Below are 17,275 nucleotides of genomic sequence, written 5' to 3' on the forward strand. Positions count from 1 at the left end.
GGTATTCGGAGTGTCAGGCGCTTTGCTTTAATTTCTCGGGCATAAATAACGCTGGCGCAAGACTGCTGAAGTGACGTTTACGCTCCGTCGGCAGTTGTATCGCGACAATCTGTTCATCCTGATGGCGGATCATCTCGCCGAGGCGTTCATAGTGGACGCCGTTCTTTCTGTAGTAGCGCTCCATGATCTTGCTGACAATCCCGACGATATATTCGGCGCCGGCGTGATGCGCGGTTTCCAGGCACTTCCAGAACAACGGCATGGCCAGTTCCGGGGTTGAAGTGGTGAAGCGGGTCATTTCCCAGATAAAGGCGCTGGCTGGCACACCCTCGGCACAAGTGTGGCTGAAGACACCTTCGAGCAGGTTGGGCGCGGTGGTGGGGATCAGCCGGGCACAACCGATCAGTTCGCGGGCCGGGTTGAGGGCCAGGAGGTAGCGGGCGTGGGCGTGGTCGTAGGCGTCCCATTCACACCCCGGGGCATCCGGGGGCAGGGGCAGTTGCCAACCCAGTTTTTCGACAAACTGCTGATAGCGGTATCGGCCGAGTGACTGCCGCAGACTGTCGCTCATTGAGGACAGGGTGTGCTCTTCCATGTGCATAAGGGCTTCTCTATCGATAAAGGACGGCGGGCGTCGATTTATATAGAGCAGAGGTGGGGGTTTGGCACCTACCAGATCTGGTAGGGGTGGGGCTTTGGGGGGCGGTCTTGGACTGTGGGGCGATTAGAGCGTTTCACTGTTTGGGGCGGTTTCAGCGTTTGCTGAAATAGGGGGAATGAGTGAAACCGTTTGCTTGAACTCACGTGCAGCTCAGCAGCGTTCAACCAGGATGCGAAATTGCCTGCTGAAAAAAGTCATATTTCCCACGGGCTTCAGGCTTTGGAGAGTATTGCAGGCGCGAAATGCCGGGACTACTGTTCAAGCGTCGCTGTCAGTTCAGCGATACGGGCTTGGACACCCGGTGCAAAACAGGCGCACAGCACCGCGAAAGCGGTTTAAGGAGCGTCACCATGACAAAGCAAATTACCCCTGATCTGCCTGCCACCCGCAAAGCCCCCAGCACTGCCGAAAAAGAGATCTACCTGCGTAAAGTCTCCGATGAGATTCCACCCCAAACTGAGTCGGAGCCAGCAATCGCGAGCCGTTTGCTCGATACTCTCGCTTTCACCTGCTCCAAACCGGTCATTCCCGAAGATCCGTACAAACCCACGCTTTTTGCCATACAGCCTGGCGTGAGTGCCCAGGATGCGCTGGCCTACGTGTCTCGATTGCTCGAAACGGCGGAACTCAATGGCGACGAAATCAGCCTGCATACCAATCCCGTCGAGCGAGCGCTGTTCTGGGGCATGCTGCATTCGGTGGAGGTGGCGCGTGCGGTGGTGGACGCTCTGCTTGAGGGGGCATCCCCGTCTAGTCAGGCATAGACCGCGTTGGACCACCATCCGATTTTGAGGTGGTATGGCAGTGGTTGGCTGATCAGTAGGTTGGAAGGCTCATCACAGCTATGAAATGCAATATATGTCAGCAACCTCACCACCAGACGGTCCAGGCTTGGGCCTGTAGCCTCAGTACCTATATCTGGCTGCCGGATCCACACTGATAGAGCTAAAGCGGACCAACTGGACTCTTGTCTGCCTGAAGGGGGCATAGTTCTGGGCGTTCGGGCGTTTTGAGGTGAGGTTTTGCGATGCTATTTTCTGGAATTCCAGAGACGTCTATATCCGAAAGCTAGCTACAGGCCTTGCCTCGCTCTGCACTTGGGAAACGTCGAACAGCCCCAGAATTGCTGCCCCGCCTTCGGGCCAGAATTCACTGTGCGGATCACTAGAGCACTACCGCATTTCGGACATTGCCGCTCAGCGGTCGGGTCACTACGGCGTTTCAGATTTTGCACATGTTCGCGGTGGGTCGCGAGGGATGGAGCGCGCCGGCTGGTTTGCAGGGCATGCATGAGGCCGTCGACCTCGGCCTCCGTGAACACCCTCTGCTGGAATGACTTGATGTAGCGAATAAAGCCAATGCCCTGGGTAACGTTGGCCGGCATCTGAGTCTTGAAGGTACTGCCGCCGACGAAGGTGATGACCGAGTGCAGATGCTCGGCGCTGACGCCAAGGGTGGCTTCCAGGGCTTTGAGGTGTTTGTAGTTCTGCCGCAGCGGGTTCTGGAACTTGAACAGGCGCCTGTAGAGCTTTTGCGTCCACTGTGGCTGCTGCTCGCTGCCAAAGATCCAGCCGCGCATGTTCTTCGTTTCCAGCACGAAGATGCCGTAAGGCGAGAGGAAGACGTGGTCGATCTGCGTGGTGCCATCAGGTGTGTTCAGGGTGACGTTGTGCAGGCGGCGGTAGGTCTGCTTATCCAGTTGCCAATGGGCGAACAGACGCACCAGGAGTTCGCCGATGTACCCCTTGGCCCAAGGCGTCTTGAGCAGGCCGATCAGCAATGCCAGCGGGATCAACCAGCCAAACATGCTCCAGAGCTGCGCGATGATGGGGGTGAAGTTCATAGCCATCACTCTGTTTGAGCCATCGTGGCTGGCGGGAAAATCACCTCTTTGGTGTCGAGATTTTTGATGCTCGACTGCACCTTGATCTCCAACTCCTGCCGACCGGGCGGACCTTTGATATTTTCGTCGGTTTGGAATGTCACGACGTAGCGCTGCCCAGGCCGGAACTCAACGTCAGCCGCGGCAAAGTTGCACATTGCTCCGCCTGTGCCCAAGGCATTCATCGATAGCCAACACCAGCGCAGGGAGTGTTTGCCGGGCTTTAGCTTCAGCGCCTGTTCGCCCGAGACATCCAGTATGGATCGGCGCCCGGCGCCCTTGATCCGCAGGCCATCCACATCGGTTGCGAGCAACAGCCGATGAAAGGGTACGCCCAAGGCTCGATATCGAATCGTATCGAAGTACACGAGCGCGGCTTCGCTGGCGTTGTCGGACAGGTCGTAGGGCTTGAGCTGTTCGGGAGCCCAGTCGCCTTGATAATTTTTGTAGTGGTAGTCTGAACAGCCGCCAAGCAATGCGACTGTGAGCAGCAATGCCGCCCATTTAAGTGGCGTCATTGCGTAGATTTTGAACATCGGTCGTCCTTGAGATCGAGTACTGATTCCTTCAGTGCCGGGCGGTTGTTGCGCCGCTGGCAGCGGTTTTGGTGTTGGGCGCGCAGGTGCTATAGGTAGCGAATCCAATGACCAAAGAAGCTCGAGCCATCATATTGATATTATCAAGGTTTAGAAAGTCGGAATTAACCATGTGCTTTCAGTGGTGCTCGCGCAAAGGGTAACGCCGTGGCTTATCCTCGCCACGGTTAATAACCCGAGGTACCTAGCGGTACGTCATTGCGCCAAAAAAATCTAAATCCATCCTGTTGTTTCTACGATGTTTAGACGTTTATTGCCGGAGTCATCCTGCTGCCGGCTCGGGCTTGGCCGCCGGCGAACTAAACTGGTTGTACCTCTGAAGCAGATGTCTCCAGAGAGGTCAGGAGGTGTCAGATGGCCATTTATGATACTTATCGGGAAATTGAAGAGGCCCTCGGTGTGGTACCGGAGTGGATCAAGCAGATGCCGGAAGGTGGCGCGAACGGATTCTGGGGAGTGGCCCGGGACTTTTGGCTGGCAGATACCAAAATCCCTAATAAGTACAAGGAGTTGATTGGTCTGGCGGTGTCCGGGGCGACCCGTTGCAAGTATTGCACTCTGTTCCATACCGAAGCCGCGCGCTTGTTTGGCGCCAGCGACGAGGAAATTGCCGAAGCCAGCTTGATGGGCGCGGTGACCATGATGGGCAGCACCTTTATCAACGCCCAGCAGATCGACTACGAGCAGTTCCGCGAGGAAACACTGAGTATCGTCCGCTATGTCAAAAATCACTCGCAACCCAAGGCCGCTTGAGCCGTTGCGGGAATCAGCCCTTCGCCAGCTGACGAAGGATCACTTGATTGCAATCACCGGCGATGGTCCTAGGACCACCGCCCGGTGGCAAGCGGCGGTGCTGCGCGCCATCAGCGAACTGATGCGATACGGCGATACCGCCCGCGAAGATAACCAGGACCTGCGCATTCCGTTTGCCAAAGCACTCCATGACCTCTATGCGGGACGCAAGTCCGACGCCGAGTTGACGGAAATGGTGTTGCTGATGCTGGAAGTGGAAAGCGCGCGCCTGCTCGGCAAAGGACCCGAGGCGGGAGCTGCATCTGGTAACAATGGGACAACCTAGCCATAAACATCTGCCAGCTCTGGCCGGTGACGTCTCAGTTATGGTGTGGTTTTTTTGAGGTAAAAACCCGCACGATTTGAGCGTGCTGACTGTGGGGTCAACCTAGGCTTGGCGGGTATATTGGGGGCATTGTAGGCAGGTGTATGAGCTCGTCAACGTCGCGCTGCTGTGAAATTGTAACGGGTAGGCACGAAGGTCAAATCTTTCATCAGTATCTCTACGTTCCGTGATTCGGAACGGATTCATTTATAACACCTAGAAAGGCTTTGATCTGATCAGATCAATGACCCCGCTGTTGCGACACCATCCAATCCGCCGAGACTTGGCATCTTGCCTCAACCAGCCGCTGAATCGTCCGAAAATCATCGAGTAAGTTTCGTGCAAAAATTGGCTCATGGTGGGCAATTCGGTTCCTTAGTCGTCTTACCTGGTTGAGGTCGTCGAGGATCAGCTTTCGATGCTGCGCCACCGTTTTCGCCGTATCAAGATTTGGCAGTACACGCATCAACTGTGGCTCCCATATCCTGCTGTCATGCCTGCTGGTGAACGTCTTTTCCCAAAAGACGAATTTGAGCTCGGCGATGACTTGTCCTGTCGTCTTTACTTTGTTCCGTACTGCTTGCAGGTCACCCAAGGCGTTATAGCCAGGGCTGAGTTGGCGCGGGAGGCTGCGCTCGAAGCCGAGGTTCCATGGCCATCTGGCGCCGCGAGTTGCCTCGAACGCATCCGCTACGGCGTTGCGCACGACCACCTCGCAGATGTGCAGGGGAGATAGCAATGCTCCGCAAATCTGCGCATTCCAGGCGTACAACGCCAAAGCCGCGTCGGCGTCGGGCGCTATGGCTTCATAGGTCGCCATGCGAGCGGGTGACAAGGCGCATCTGACAATATCGGCAATCTGCGTTGACATGACAGGCTTCGATCCTTATAGTTTTTTCACGAGCCACGGGAAACGCGGGCGCAAGCCTCCCCCCGAGGACATATGAAACAACGAAGAAACCTGCCTTTTTGGTGGGTTTTTTCGTTTCTGAAGAAGCAATATTTCGGGCTCGCATTTTTCGTCTGTCATTTGGGCTGCTCCATGAACAGCGCCCCGCGCGAATCAAGGCTGTCGGCTGTGTAGAGCGGCATGATAGATAGCTGAAAAGGAGGGTCAACGCAGGGATTGTGGAAAGATGTTTCGTGAGGGCGGTGTCAGGAGGGAGTGGTCAAGAGCGCTTATTACGTCGTTTGTTACGTTCAGCAGATAAACAAAAGCCCCGCATCGCTGCGAGGCCTTGTTTTGTATGGTGCGGCACCAGGAGTCGAAAAAATCTGTAGGTAATTGATTTGAAAATTAATTTCGTTTCAGAGGTCGAGTTTCTATCTCTAAATCTATCCTTATGAAGGAAACTGGCCTTGTGCATTAATCCGTCAATCCTAGTGAAAAGATCACGCGGATTGACTGTTACAAAGAATGACCAGTTCTCGTCTACCAAATGGGACGTTTGGTAATAAAAGCTAAGCAACTTCCGGTAGTAAGAAAAGTGGGCGTTAGGTGATAGGTTTTACAGCATCCTCACCAAACCATTTTATCGCCGTGGCAATAGCTGTGCTATTTGGATTTTTGTAATATATGGCCAAACATTTTTTTGATCTAGTGGTGCAGACATAAAAAAGTTTTTTTGTGCGCTCTATTACAGAAGCGGTACCTTCTCCTTTAAATATGTAATCGAAGTTATAGCTTGACCAGTTGCCATTGTCTAAAACTACAAGAACATTATCAAACTCTGCGCCTTTGATTTTGTGCTGGGTAGAAAACGGGGTGTATCCTTCAAGATAAGAGTAAAGCTTTTGGAATTCACTAAATTTTACTTTCACAACTCGGTCATATACATAGCTGTTTTTGGTAATGAAAATTGCTAATTTATCATCTTTCCTACAGATGCCTAATTCGTCCGCTTTATCGATTACAGACCCAATGTCAGAGGTGGACATGTTGCGAAGCTGATCAATAATAAGCTTAAGTTTTCGTTTGTCGCCTATAGTTCTTATTTTGAATTCGGTACGCTTCAAGAACTCGTTGTATTTTTGTCTCTCATAGAGGCTTAAGATATCTTGTATCTTGAATAAGTGCTTTATCAGGGCATCTCTTTTGCTACCTGCTTTCGCTGATCCATCGGGGTTGTCTTTTTTATCATCTATTAACGCATCTTTGGTTAAGTATATTCGGCGAAAAATTCCATAGTTCTCCTCCTTTGCTCGTATGAAAAGCTCAGGATTTTCGGCAATGAAATTTTGCATCGCGGGCGTCGGATTGATTTTTTTTGCGTCGACCGGAAAATTATCCAACAGATGCTGAATTACTTCTCCAAATGTGTATGTTGAGAAGTCGTCGGATATGTTATTGGCTTTGATATATTTTTTGATGCGGTCGCGATACTCTAGTACCTTGTCTCCGTCATATATGAGCATTAGCTCCGGGAAGCCCGCTTTTGGTGCAATTAAGTTATGAGTTAAGTTTAGCTCTTTGTTCTCTCTGCTATCGTTAAAGTTCCAGCCTAGGGCCTCTTTAACTTTTGTTAATTTATCGTCTTCTCCTTCACTATAAATAAATCTCACTTCGCCATCTATGACTTTGCCATTCAGCATATTTGGAGCGGTGTCATCAAGTGATGCTTGCTGCTCGAGTCCATCAGTCCTCAATCGGTTTGCCAATTCATAAACTAAACGAGGGTTTCGTCTGTTTTGGGTTTTTTGAACTTCAACGACTCGCTTAAGAGCGATATATTTGTTTAGGTTGCCCACGCCATCTGGATATATTGATTGCATGGCGTCGCCAAAAAAACCGACAATGTTTCTTTTTACGCCTTGCAAGAAATGCTCCAAAAATATCTCGACAACCGCTTCGGAAGTGTCTTGGTATTCATCGATAAATATAAATTTGTATCTATCTTTCGCTATATCACAAAGTTTTGGATGGGACTTAAACATAGCGCGAGCCAGTATCAGAACTTCATCGTGGGAAATTATGGCTTCTCTGACTAATGTATATTCTTTATATTGAACCTCTAGGCCGAGCAGAGTATGAGGATCGAAATTCTCGTCCGGATTTTTTATTGAGTCCGGGTCATCGCTTCTCAATGATGCTATTAACGACCACATTAGCTCGATTTTAAATGGGCGAATTAAGTCCCAAAGAAATTCATGGATGGTGCCGACATTTAAACGAGAGTCGGTAATCCTGCTATTGATTTCTGCCACTGCCGCATTTGTATACGTCATACATGCCACTTTGCTACAAGGATGCTCGCGTAGGACTTGTTTAATGACGTGCACTAACGAATAAGTCTTCCCGCTTCCCGCACCTCCGCTAAGTAAAAAGTTTTCCCCGCTGTCGATGTGCTTGAAAATTTCCTGTACTTCCGGCTCTAGATTTAGTCTTGCTTCAGCCATGTCAATGCCTCCTTGATATATGCAGGAGTAGACCAATTAGAGAACTCAACATCGACGGTAATATCGTTACCACTTTCAATGTCAATAACCGTAGTTGGAGTGATTGTGCTATTAAGCAGGATTTCCATAGCGAAGGAGGGTTTGCTACCCACAGCTTTCGTTGCGCAAGTGTAAGCGTCTGTCTTGGAGTTAGCAAAATCCTTCAAGTGAATCTGGACAAGCGATGGAAATTTTGTATTTCCTATGAACTTTGAATGCTGATCAAAAGCTAAGTCTTTTATGAACGCTCTGTTTATATGGAAGAAAGAGTCCTCAAAGCTTCTCGCATGATAATCTGCACCCGTTGAATCCTTCTCCAAAGTTTGATATGCACAAAATAGGTCGCCACCTTCTTGTTGAGTCCACTTAGAGTTGCTGTCCTTTGTGAGTATCTTATCTTTATAAGAGAGTCCAGTATAGAAAGCTAAGCTTTTGTTGTTAAAAAAGAAGTTTAGAGACGCGTTTGTAGTGGAAGTCCCATGCTCTACTTTGCATTTTTTTAGCTCAGTCTTTGCCGTTCCGTCCGCGTTTGTTTTTGCGACGCCATTGTCATCTAGTACTGGATGCTCATTTGCGGCATCAATATCAGTAATGATGAGTGAGCGTACTCCAATGAAGTTAACAAATTTTTCAAAGATATGTGAGTATGCACCAACCTCAATCATCGATATGTTTTGCGATAGAAGCGGTATGGGGCTCTTTGAGCCGGTACGCAGGTCTTTAATAACATCTTCCTGGTCCACCTTCATCATCATCGCAGGGAGCAAGACGCGCTCGGTGTCTCCTTCGATGAAAATGGCCTTGTCTGCGAAAAATAACTCTGATCTATGTATAGTTAGGTATTGCTTAAGGAAAGTGTAGTGCTGCCCGTCTTCGTAGTAATCTTTCAGGTCTTTTAAATTTTTGGAGGTCACACAGTCATCTGATTTTTTGAAATATTTTATATCTTCAAAGTCGCTTTCTGATACGATGTAGGGCGAGTGGGTACTTAATATTGTTTGTAAGCCCCGAGTAGTACCATCATCTCTTCTAATTCCCGGCCTGAGGAGAGATTTGATGTTTTTTATGAAAATTCGTTGAAGTTGTGGGTGGGTGTGCGCTTCAGGTTCTTCAATGAATAAAATGTTTATGTCTGAAGGTGTTTCATTAACGTCCTTGTGAAAGTCATGAAGTTTAAGCTTTATTTCAAATATCATGCTTATAAGGTTAAGGTATCCTAGGCCGTTGTAATTTTCCGGTAAGTTATGTTCGCCAGCCCCTAGGCCGTACATCACAGTAGTGTTTTCCTCCAGTAAATCACGATGCTGAAGGGATGACACAATTTTGATGACGGAATCATTCTGGCTTACCCCGCCGAATTTTTTAACGTCATCTATAACGTCCTTGAAGATTTTTTCATACACTATATTTAGCTGAGTGTCTGTATCTGTTAGAGTGTCTTTAAATTCTTCTACGATACTTTCGTTGGGGTTAGTTGCTTCCAGCTTCTTGTACATCTTTGCAGATAGCATTGAGAGCGAGTTGTCAGTATCTTTGTTGGATACATTTCGGCGTGCACTGATCCATTTGAAATTTATTAGTTTAGAGATTTTTATCCCTTCGGCATCCAAATCAACAAAATCATTTATGTCGATATCTTTTGTCGTGATGTCATATCGCACACTTCGTCTAGTTATAGAAAAATAACGTGCGTGATTTTCTTTCATGTAGTCAAAAAGGCTTTTTGGGGTTTTTCCCTCGTCAACCTTTTTTGCTTTAACTTTTCTATAATCTGCAGCAATACTTTGAATATCGTCGGGTGTAACTTTGTAATCGAAAGTCAGAACTACAAACTTGTTGTCCGGGTCAAGATCCATAATGACCTTGTCGCCGATATTTCCTAGGTCATCATGCTCATCATACTCAATGAATATTTGTAAGGAGATGCCCAAAGCTTGATTGTTGGGGAACTCGTTATCCACTACCTTAAGTATGTGGTCTTTTGCTTCGCTATTTAGGTCTTCAAAGGTAAAGCTGTTTTTTGGTGCACTACTGCCTATGAATTTTTCTAAGCAAAGCAGGAATGATGTTTTACCACAGTTGTTTTTTCCAATTATTAGCGACAGGTTCTTTTCTAAATCGACTGTTAAATCCTTAAGAAGTCTGAAATTGTGAACTTTGATCTTGGTCACTCGCATTGCAGCGTCCTTTCTTAAGCGATTTCGGTTTATTGTTGTTCCTGCAGTTAAGTCGAGCTGGCAGTTGGATTACTTCTGAGCATCAGGGTGACATTTAAGCTCTCCTTTGCAGGCCATCAGAATCCGTTCTACCCAGTGGTTTGTGCGTAAACGGGTGCGAAGGAAAATGCCAGTGATGGCACATTAGCTACGCTTGGAAGCGATAGCAAGACCCTGAGATAGCAGGGTCCGGCATCCCAAGGCCGAGCTGGAAGGGGCGGAGCTAAGTTGGTGATTTCCCACTCTCGGTGCGTGCGGATTGCCTGCCGGAACCAAAACCTCCTGAGTGAAGGGACGCCTCCATTGTGAGCATCCACGCAAACAGGACATTCAGTATTGGTTGTTCCGAATCTTAATCAATGTTCGCTATCAGCTTAGCGTGTGTCCACCCTCTCGAAGCGCCAAGTTTTACCGAGGCGGATAGCGACTAACTGAACGGTTAGCAGATAGTAATATCGCGTCGGCTGGGTGCGCTGATTTAGGTGCAAATTTAGAAACCATACGAGGTGTTTTTGCTGCCAGGTCCATGGATTATCTCGGTGCCAGCGACTAGCAATCGCCATCTGCATAGCCTTCGCTTGGCGAAGGTGACGCTGGCGCGTGGAGTGCGACCCCGTCAGTACACCTGCCAGGAAAAGCTCCATATCGAATGGCTTGCTCATACTCGACCACCAATGTAAGCCGACACCACGTCGATACGGCGATGCCCTAGCTCGCAGCTGATTTGCAGTCGGGCATCCTGATCTAGGCGTCGGTCGAGTTGATAGCAATGGGCACCGTTGATAGACGCGGGATGATGGGTGATTTGCTCATAGCGTTCGCAAGCATAGGCTGCTCGCAATTCGTGGAAGCCTTTGAGGTTGTGCTTATGGAGGATGTCACGTGCGAAGCGGACGATCCCCTGTTGGAAGCCTAGGTAGCTTTCATCCGGTGCAAGTAGGTTGCGGCTACCGTAGGGCGAGACCTGATGGGCGAATGCCAGGGCATCGCGGATGTAATCGTTCACCGCGATCCAGCGAGGTGCCGACGCGCCTGAGCGGCCACCCTTGGTGCCCTCCTGAATATTAATTCTGTCGAATTTCTCTGCTTCACGCTGTAGCCGTGGAAGGTCGGCCAAAATGGCCTCGCGCAAGCGCATTCCGGCGGCTCGCGCCAAGTGCACGATGGCGGCGGCGCGTGGCATTTGGTGTTCGCAGAGTACGTCGACGATCCGTTTCACATGTTCGCGGTCTTGGCCTTGCGGCACCGATTGACGAACACTGGTGCGCCGCATTCCCAGCGCCTTGCTCGGACACGGTACTTTCACATTCTGATCACCGCGAAGCGCAGCCATGGTTCGGTTCACGCTGGACAATCGGTTTTGCGCGGTGGCGATGCAGATAGTCCCATGTTCCACTTGCTGATGCAGATGCCCGGCGTAGTCCAGCAAGGTCTGCCGATCAATTTTTCGTGCATCGTTAAAGCCCGGCCCATCCTCCGACCGACACCACCGCACAAACGCCTGCCACCGATCACTGTGCGCCTTGACCGTGCCGTAGTGTCCGCCGCAAAACAGATCTTTCAATGCTTGTGAACGAGCCCCATGAAAGACAGGACACCGTTCCCCCCTTAAGATAAGGGATAGGCAAACTGGTATGTTTATGACTAACAGCAACGATAAGGGTGGCGAGCTGCTCGGCCAGGAACGCCGACGCCGCTGGAGCACCGACCAGAAGCTGGCCATGGTTCGAGAGAGCCTTGAGCCTGGGCAAAGCGTGTCCGTGGTTGCCCGGCGCAACGGCATCAACGCCAACCAGCTGTTCCTGTGGCGCAAGCTGTATCAGGACGGAAGCCTGTCGGCGGTTAGTGCTGGCGAGGCCGTGGTGCCGGCGTCCGAGCTGAGCGATGCACTCAAACAGATCCGCGAATTGCAACGGATGTTGGGCAAGAAGACGATGGAAGCGGAAGTCCTCAAAGAGGCCGTGGAGATCGCCCGGTCGCGAAAATGGATTGCGCACTCACCCTTGTTGCCGGGGGACGACCAGTGAAACTGGTCAGCGAATGTCTCGGTGTGTCGCGCTCGCAATTAACGGTTCGAAGCAAGCAATCGATATCGCCCGTCGCACGGCGACGCCGGCTTGTGAACGATACGGAATTGGTCGCCGAGATTAAGCAGCAAGTCAGCGAACTGCCCAGCTATGGCTACCGTCGCGTCTGGGGATTGCTGCGGCGCGCACGTGAAACCCAGTCGTTGCCACCGATCAACGTGAAGCGGGTTTATCGTGTCATGCGTGATCACGACCTGCTGTTGGCGCGGCGTATTAAACAGCCTGGCGTACCGCGCCGGCATGAAGGCCGTATTGCCGTGAAAACCAGTGATACACGCTGGTGTTCGGACGGCTTTGAGTTCCGTTGCGACGATGGTGCAAAACTGAGCGTGACCTTTGCCCTGGACTGTTGTGATCGAGAGGCTATCGGCTGGGTTGCGAGCCCGACCGGCTACAGCGGCGATGACATCCGAGACTTGATGTTGGAAAGCGTGGAGAAGCGTTTTGGCGACCAACTGCCGAACACGCCCGTGCAGTGGCTGAGCGATAACGGCTCGGCCTATATCGCCGAGCAGACCCGTTTGTTTGCCCGCCAGATCGGCTTGCAGCCGGTGACCACGCCGGTACGCAGTCCACAAAGCAACGGTATGGCGGAGAGTTTCGTGAAGACGATCAAGCGAGATTACGTGACGCACATGCCCAAGCCAGATCGAGAAACAGCACTGCGCAATCTGACGATTGCCTTCGAACATTACAACGAGCAGCATCCGCACAGCGCGCTGAAATATAGGTCGCCGAGAGAATTTAGGCGCTTGGCGGCGGCATCAATTTAACGGGGAATTGGTGTCCGGTCTGGTAGGGGCAAGTCCACTGGCGCACGTCTTCAAACTGGCGTGCATGGGGAAATCGATCGGCAAGCACAGCCCGGTTGACGGGGTTGAGTTCAACTTGCCAGGCGGTGCGGTATCCCGCGTTTTCAAATCCGACATCAAAGCCTCCTATGCCTGCGAACAGGCTGCCAAGGGTAGGTTGTTGCATTCCGGTACTCGTGGTTGCGGAGGCTCTTGGCGTTCTGGCGGGAGGCTCGTGGCCTTCAGATGATTGAGTGTCCGGCAGCGCGGGCACTTGATTTGCAAATCAGTGAAGCCGCTGGCGGCGGCGAGCTTGCGGCGGCAGTGGCCGCAGCGGATGTCTTGCATCATCCGGGTCCTTTCAGTTTTCGACCATCTTCCTCTTCTGGTGACGGTTGCTTTGCCTCGATCAGCCTGTAAATCACTTTTCAGAATCACCTGACATACGGCAATGCGGATTCTTAGAAGAATTGTCTTGGTTGCGTTAAAGTTTTCCGTCCCTAGCCCTGCCCGCGAAACATGGAGCGTTTATGCAACCAAAACTCAACTTTACTGATGTTGTACGTGCAATTCTCCGAGATGACCCCATGGGTATGACGCCTCAGGAAATCAGGGCAGTCGTTAAGATTCAATACCCTGAGTACTACGGGACAGAATCACATCTACGTAACGTTCAGAATGGAAATTATAAAGATGTTGACCACGCGGTACTGGCACGCATTTACATCGCATGTCGTAGCGCACCAGATATTTTTGCGGACAAATCTCAGAAGCCTCACAGAATGTCGTTAGAGACGGATGCTGAGCCTACCGAGCTGGGGGCAGAAAATATCATTGAGGGTGAAAGTCTCGAAAAACTGGCTGATGATATCGGTACCCTATATGTCCTCGGAACCAATCTGTTCACAGCCGACGGCATTGAAATCGTCAAAATCGGCATAACCACGGGGCCTGTAGACAAACGGATTACTCAGCTCTACACAACCGGAGTGCCTTTCCGTTTTCGAGTTATTTCTCAGCTGGAGACCACCAATTACTCTAAGCTTGAACAAGCACTACATTGCCTATTTGATAAGTATCGAATCAATAAGGCTCGTGAGTTTTTCACGGCCCATTGTCTAGACCACATACCTGATCTGATCGCAATCCATCAAAAAATTGAACAGAATTGACTTTAAAAAAGCGTCAACGCGCTCACCGATGATGACGGTGCAATGATTCAGATCGACGAATTGTATAGAGTGTTTTTTTGATGTCATACTGGCATTATCGCCAATTAATTAGCCAACCCAAGGACGCTCATGGCCGACTCCAGTACTAGCATTAGCAAAGTCATCACCACCAGCACCACCTTCATCGATAAAGCAGTGGAGTTTCGGCATTTTATGCTGCTGATCTCGTTTCTACTAACACTCGATTCATGCCTGATGATTTTCTATAAAAAAATCTACTGCAATCTTTCGGTAGCTTGAGCGCCCCGGAGGTCAATGCGGCAGGAGCGTTGGTTTTCTTAGGCATTTTTGCGTTTTTGATGGCCTTGTTCTTTCCTGTTTTGCGTCAGATTTTACTCGCAGTGACGGTGTGGACTAAGTTGCTTCCCTCGGCGAAAGACAACCCAATCGATCACGACTATCGCTTTCCGTCCATCACCCGCCAAAAAGCACTAATTGAAAGGGATAAATTAGTCATTGAATTGCTCGATAAACAAGAAGAGCACAGAAGAGATCATGATACCAGTATGAACATCGGCTTTGGTTTGGTGTTTACGTTCGTTATCAATTTTTGGCTCTTAGGAACTAGCCAGGTGTTGACGCTCACTCAAACTGCGGTCACGTTGTTGGATGTGGCCTGGGGCTTTTGGATCAGTGCTTTAATTTATATGGCTTTGGGGATATTCGCTATTTCTTTGATGGTGATACTTGCCTTGTCGCTTAACCCTGAAACCAGTGACAAAATCTACCTGCCTGAGTCCGATGAGGAAAAGGCAGCACGGATAGAAAGAGAGAAAAAAATGCAGAACTCTAATGGTGTCTACCTAGGCTAAGGAATATGCTGCACTGGCTTGAGCTTCGCAAATTTCAAGCCAGTCTCAATATTTTAGGATATCTGTATCGCAGCCATTTGTATTAAACCCAATCGTGTCCTTCCCTAGAACGGCGCTTCGTCACCCTGCAAGGTTGTTACAGGTGAGCCCGCCCCACCTGCAAGCAAGTTGTATAGCGACTGAAGGCGTTCAACCAATTCGTCGAACGTGACGACATGAACGCCTTGCAGTGAATGGCGGTACTGCTCGAACCCTTGGTTTTTTTCGTCATCGGTTGGCTTCAGACCGATGATCACCACGCAAGCAATGGAAGTCAGCACTGGGTTACGCAGGAGTGGGCGCAGCGTGTCGATCTGGTCGGGCTTGACGGTGGTCGTCAGCAAGTTGTTGGACGGCGCCACTTTGTTGTTCGGGGTGACGGCATTGAAGTACTTGGTCACGTCCTGAGGGGCGAGTTTTAAGATGAAATCCTGCCCACCGATCTGAAGGGTGATATCGCGATACTCGGTCATGAAATTTCTGTCCTTAAATAGGGAAAAATGGATGGCCCTTAGTTAACTTTTCCTACGCTCGGTTCGTTGATTCAGCCCCGGTCGGCGTCTAGTGTTGGAACGTCGCTGCAAAATCAGCGATGCGGACTGGACACCCGTGGTTTATTTAGGATTAATCGCACAATGCCGTGAGAACGGTGTCGTTGTGCCTGCGTTATGGCGGGCTGTGCGTGGGACACTTTGTGTGTGCCGGGTCCTAATCCCCCGGTTTGTCCACCCGCGTACAGTTCGCCACCTTTCCACTGGACAAGTGAAAGTTGGTGAACTCCTCTCAAGTAATTCGGAAGGAGTTTTACTCGTGACCAAGAAAATCACCCCCGATCCACCCCCTGCATCCAAAGGTTCCAAGCCAGATGAGAAAAGTGCTCTCAGTCTTGGCGTTGTTGATGCCGCCCGCAGTCCTGTAAAACCAGTGCAGCGGGATACAATCCGTTTGCTCGATACCCTCGCCGTAACCCTTTCCAAAACCGTCGATCACACTGACCCTCTCAGACCTACGCTTTTTGCCATTCAACCAGGCGTAAAAGCTCAGGACGCGCTGACCTACGTGTCGAAATTGCTCGAAGTTGCCGAACTGAACGGCGACGAAATCAGCCTGCATACGAATCCGGTGGAGCGGTCTCTGTTCTGGGGGATGCTTCACTCAGTAGAAATGGCACGGGCTGTTGTGGACGCCCTGCTGGCGGGTTCGGCATCACCCTCTGTCGACAACCACTCACTGGGTTGACGTGGTACGTGCAGCGGTTGGGAGGCTGATCAGTCGGTTGTATGTTCCACCGCACGCGTGACGTGCTATCTCCCCTTGCAGCCACTCTTCTCGGTGGCTGCTTTTTTTCACAGTCGCTCATCGCAACCCCTCGGTTTCACTGGCATCCAGATAGGGCACGCCGTTGATACGGATAAAGTCCGGGCTGGTGACATCGAACGGCACCTTGTGGAGCGTCTTCTGGACGAACGTTGAAACGCGGCGAGGAACGGCTGCGAGCCTTGAACTCAATGGCAGAGTGCATGGGGAATCCCCTGGCCTCTGATTTCAATACCAATCATTTCTCCCAATATCGTGCTGATCGGCTTGCCGGGAAGTTCGGTCGGACGACGGCTGGAAACGGAAAGACGAAAGACGGGGATGCCAAGCCGGTTAGCGCCAATACGTTGAATCATGAATTGGCATATTTGCGGGCTGTCTTCAATGAAATGGAGCGCCTGGGCAAATGGGAGGGGGCCAATCCGTTAACCAAGGTCAGGGCGTTGAAATTTGACGAGACCGAGATGGCTTATTTGAGTTTGGAGCAAATCAAGTCGATGTTGATTGATCTGGATGGACGTTCAGTGGCTGCTGGAGTGGTCGCTCGGATATGTCTTGCCACGGGGGCGCGATGGTCTGAGGCGGAAGGGCTGAAAGCGCGTCAGGTACGTGATGGGCGGATCTACTTTGCCAAGACAAAGTCTTCTAAGAATCGCGCTGTTCCGATTTCTGAGGAGCTTCAAGCGCTGATTAAGAAAACACTGCCGTTCGGCGATTGTTATAAGAAGTTCGGCGAGACGGTGGGCTCGGTAAAACTGGATCTGCCGGCGGGCCAGTTGACTCATGTGCTGCGGCATACGTTCGCCAGTCATTACATGATGAATGGTGGCGACATTCTTACGTTACAGCGGGTGTTGGGGCATGCGTCGCTGGCCATGACCATGAAGTATGCGCATTTCAGCCCAGGGCATATGGCCGAGGTCGTCTGGCTGAATCCGCTGACCGCCTCACAAAAAGCCAAGAAGAAAAAAGCGCAGCAGAAGGGGGTCACCGATCACGACGCATTTAGTAACGCTATCGAAAGGGCGGAGCCGGTTTCGGATGGGGATTAGGACCCTGGCACGGTCGAGATCGACCAGAAAGGTGCCTT

At 50.7% G+C, this 17,275-nt stretch carries 19 protein-coding genes and 1 pseudogene; 8 read left to right on the top strand and 12 right to left on the bottom strand.

Going from position 1 to position 17,275, the window contains the following annotated elements; all coding sequences use genetic code 11:
• Positions 1–13: 13 nt before the first annotated feature.
• A complete protein-coding gene (locus M5B96_RS17715) occupies positions 14–601 on the bottom strand; it encodes an acyl-homoserine-lactone synthase (RefSeq protein WP_248798025.1) in 588 nt (195 codons plus the stop codon).
• Positions 602–1,011: 410 nt separating this feature from the next.
• On the opposite strand from M5B96_RS17715, the gene M5B96_RS17720 reads away from it, so the two are divergent.
• On the top strand, positions 1,012–1,425 hold the full coding sequence (locus M5B96_RS17720) for a hypothetical protein (protein ID WP_248798026.1): 414 nt from the start codon (positions 1,012–1,014) through the stop codon (positions 1,423–1,425).
• 308 nt (positions 1,426–1,733) lie between these two features.
• Here M5B96_RS17720 and M5B96_RS17725 read toward each other — a convergent pair whose 3' ends face one another.
• Both M5B96_RS17725 and M5B96_RS17730 read right to left on the bottom strand, forming a co-directional pair.
• Entirely contained in the window at positions 1,734–2,504 is a 771-nt protein-coding gene (locus tag M5B96_RS17725) for a nuclease-related domain-containing protein (protein ID WP_248798027.1), read from the bottom strand.
• Positions 2,505–2,509: 5 nt separating this feature from the next.
• Positions 2,510–3,079 carry a hypothetical protein gene (locus tag M5B96_RS17730; RefSeq protein ID WP_248798028.1) on the bottom strand — a complete coding sequence of 190 codons (570 nt, stop codon included), beginning with the start codon at positions 3,077–3,079 and terminating at the stop codon, positions 2,510–2,512.
• Between the two features lie 414 nt (positions 3,080–3,493).
• Here M5B96_RS17730 and M5B96_RS17735 point away from each other — a divergent pair, with 414 nt between their 5' ends.
• A complete protein-coding gene (locus tag M5B96_RS17735; protein ID WP_248798029.1) occupies positions 3,494–3,892 on the top strand; it encodes a carboxymuconolactone decarboxylase family protein in 399 nt (132 codons plus the stop codon).
• Positions 3,893–3,935: 43 nt separating this feature from the next.
• The gene (locus tag M5B96_RS17740; protein ID WP_248798030.1) at positions 3,936–4,217 is read left to right on the top strand and encodes a hypothetical protein; all 282 of its coding nucleotides are present in this window, start codon (positions 3,936–3,938) and stop codon (positions 4,215–4,217) included.
• A 280-nt stretch (positions 4,218–4,497) separates the two neighbouring features.
• Here M5B96_RS17740 and M5B96_RS17745 read toward each other — a convergent pair whose 3' ends face one another.
• From M5B96_RS17745 to M5B96_RS17765, 5 genes are all read right to left on the bottom strand, one after another.
• Positions 4,498–5,127 carry a hypothetical protein gene (locus tag M5B96_RS17745; protein ID WP_248798031.1) on the bottom strand — a complete coding sequence of 210 codons (630 nt, stop codon included), beginning with the start codon at positions 5,125–5,127 and terminating at the stop codon, positions 4,498–4,500.
• 623 nt (positions 5,128–5,750) lie between these two features.
• Positions 5,751–7,652 carry a UvrD-helicase domain-containing protein gene (locus M5B96_RS17750; RefSeq protein WP_248798032.1) on the bottom strand — a complete coding sequence of 634 codons (1,902 nt, stop codon included), beginning with the start codon at positions 7,650–7,652 and terminating at the stop codon, positions 5,751–5,753.
• Entirely contained in the window at positions 7,634–9,862 is a 2,229-nt protein-coding gene (locus M5B96_RS17755; RefSeq protein ID WP_248798033.1) for an ATP-dependent nuclease, read from the bottom strand. The genes M5B96_RS17750 and M5B96_RS17755 overlap by 19 nt, the downstream gene beginning before the upstream one ends.
• 419 nt (positions 9,863–10,281) lie before the next feature.
• The gene (locus M5B96_RS17760; RefSeq protein ID WP_248798034.1) at positions 10,282–10,569 is read right to left on the bottom strand and encodes a hypothetical protein; all 288 of its coding nucleotides are present in this window, start codon (positions 10,567–10,569) and stop codon (positions 10,282–10,284) included.
• Positions 10,566–11,543, bottom strand: coding sequence for an integrase domain-containing protein (locus M5B96_RS17765; protein WP_412548616.1), 978 nt, complete (start codon positions 11,541–11,543; stop codon positions 10,566–10,568). Before M5B96_RS17765 ends, M5B96_RS17760 begins: the two co-directional genes overlap by 4 nt.
• A gap of 4 nt (positions 11,544–11,547) precedes the next feature.
• Between M5B96_RS17765 and M5B96_RS17770 the strand changes: the two genes are divergently transcribed.
• Positions 11,548–12,767 (top strand): IS3 family transposase gene (locus tag M5B96_RS17770; protein WP_248798035.1). Its coding sequence is split into 2 segments (ribosomal slippage): positions 11,548–11,893 and positions 11,893–12,767, totalling 1,221 coding nucleotides; the frame shifts between segments, so codons are not numbered across the junction.
• Here M5B96_RS17770 and M5B96_RS17775 read toward each other — a convergent pair.
• Both M5B96_RS17775 and M5B96_RS17780 read right to left on the bottom strand, forming a co-directional pair.
• Positions 12,739–12,972 carry a DNA cytosine methyltransferase gene (locus M5B96_RS17775; RefSeq protein ID WP_248798036.1) on the bottom strand — a complete coding sequence of 78 codons (234 nt, stop codon included), beginning with the start codon at positions 12,970–12,972 and terminating at the stop codon, positions 12,739–12,741. The genes M5B96_RS17770 and M5B96_RS17775 overlap by 29 nt on opposite strands.
• A complete protein-coding gene (locus tag M5B96_RS17780) occupies positions 12,933–13,136 on the bottom strand; it encodes a Com family DNA-binding transcriptional regulator (protein WP_248798037.1) in 204 nt (67 codons plus the stop codon). The genes M5B96_RS17775 and M5B96_RS17780 overlap by 40 nt, the downstream gene beginning before the upstream one ends.
• A 179-nt stretch (positions 13,137–13,315) precedes the next feature.
• Between M5B96_RS17780 and M5B96_RS17785 the strand changes: the two genes are divergently transcribed.
• Both M5B96_RS17785 and M5B96_RS17790 read left to right on the top strand, forming a co-directional pair.
• Positions 13,316–13,957, top strand: coding sequence for a GIY-YIG nuclease family protein (locus M5B96_RS17785; protein WP_248798038.1), 642 nt, complete (start codon positions 13,316–13,318; stop codon positions 13,955–13,957).
• Positions 13,958–14,253: 296 nt separating this feature from the next.
• Positions 14,254–14,829 carry a hypothetical protein gene (locus M5B96_RS17790; RefSeq protein ID WP_248798039.1) on the top strand — a complete coding sequence of 192 codons (576 nt, stop codon included), beginning with the start codon at positions 14,254–14,256 and terminating at the stop codon, positions 14,827–14,829.
• 104 nt (positions 14,830–14,933) lie between these two features.
• On the opposite strand, the gene M5B96_RS32600 is transcribed toward M5B96_RS17790, so the two are convergent.
• On the bottom strand, positions 14,934–15,341 hold the full coding sequence (locus tag M5B96_RS32600) for a putative phage tail assembly chaperone (protein ID WP_318654847.1): 408 nt from the start codon (positions 15,339–15,341) through the stop codon (positions 14,934–14,936).
• Positions 15,342–15,678: 337 nt separating this feature from the next.
• On the opposite strand from M5B96_RS32600, the gene M5B96_RS17800 reads away from it, so the two are divergent.
• Positions 15,679–16,107, top strand: coding sequence for a hypothetical protein (locus tag M5B96_RS17800; protein WP_412548615.1), 429 nt, complete (start codon positions 15,679–15,681; stop codon positions 16,105–16,107).
• A 117-nt stretch (positions 16,108–16,224) separates the two neighbouring features.
• Here the strand turns inward: M5B96_RS17800 and M5B96_RS17805 are convergent.
• Positions 16,225–16,389, bottom strand: a pseudogene (locus M5B96_RS17805) (phage protein); the annotation flags it as partial.
• Between M5B96_RS17805 and M5B96_RS17810 the strand changes: the two are divergent.
• On the top strand, positions 16,389–17,237 hold the full coding sequence (locus tag M5B96_RS17810; RefSeq protein WP_248798040.1) for a tyrosine-type recombinase/integrase: 849 nt from the start codon (positions 16,389–16,391) through the stop codon (positions 17,235–17,237). The pseudogene M5B96_RS17805 and the gene M5B96_RS17810 overlap by 1 nt on opposite strands.
• Positions 17,238–17,275 lie beyond the last annotated feature (38 nt).

The organism is Pseudomonas sp. MWU13-2105, from assembly GCF_023242315.1.
In the GTDB taxonomy this organism is placed as follows: domain Bacteria; phylum Pseudomonadota; class Gammaproteobacteria; order Pseudomonadales; family Pseudomonadaceae; genus Aquipseudomonas.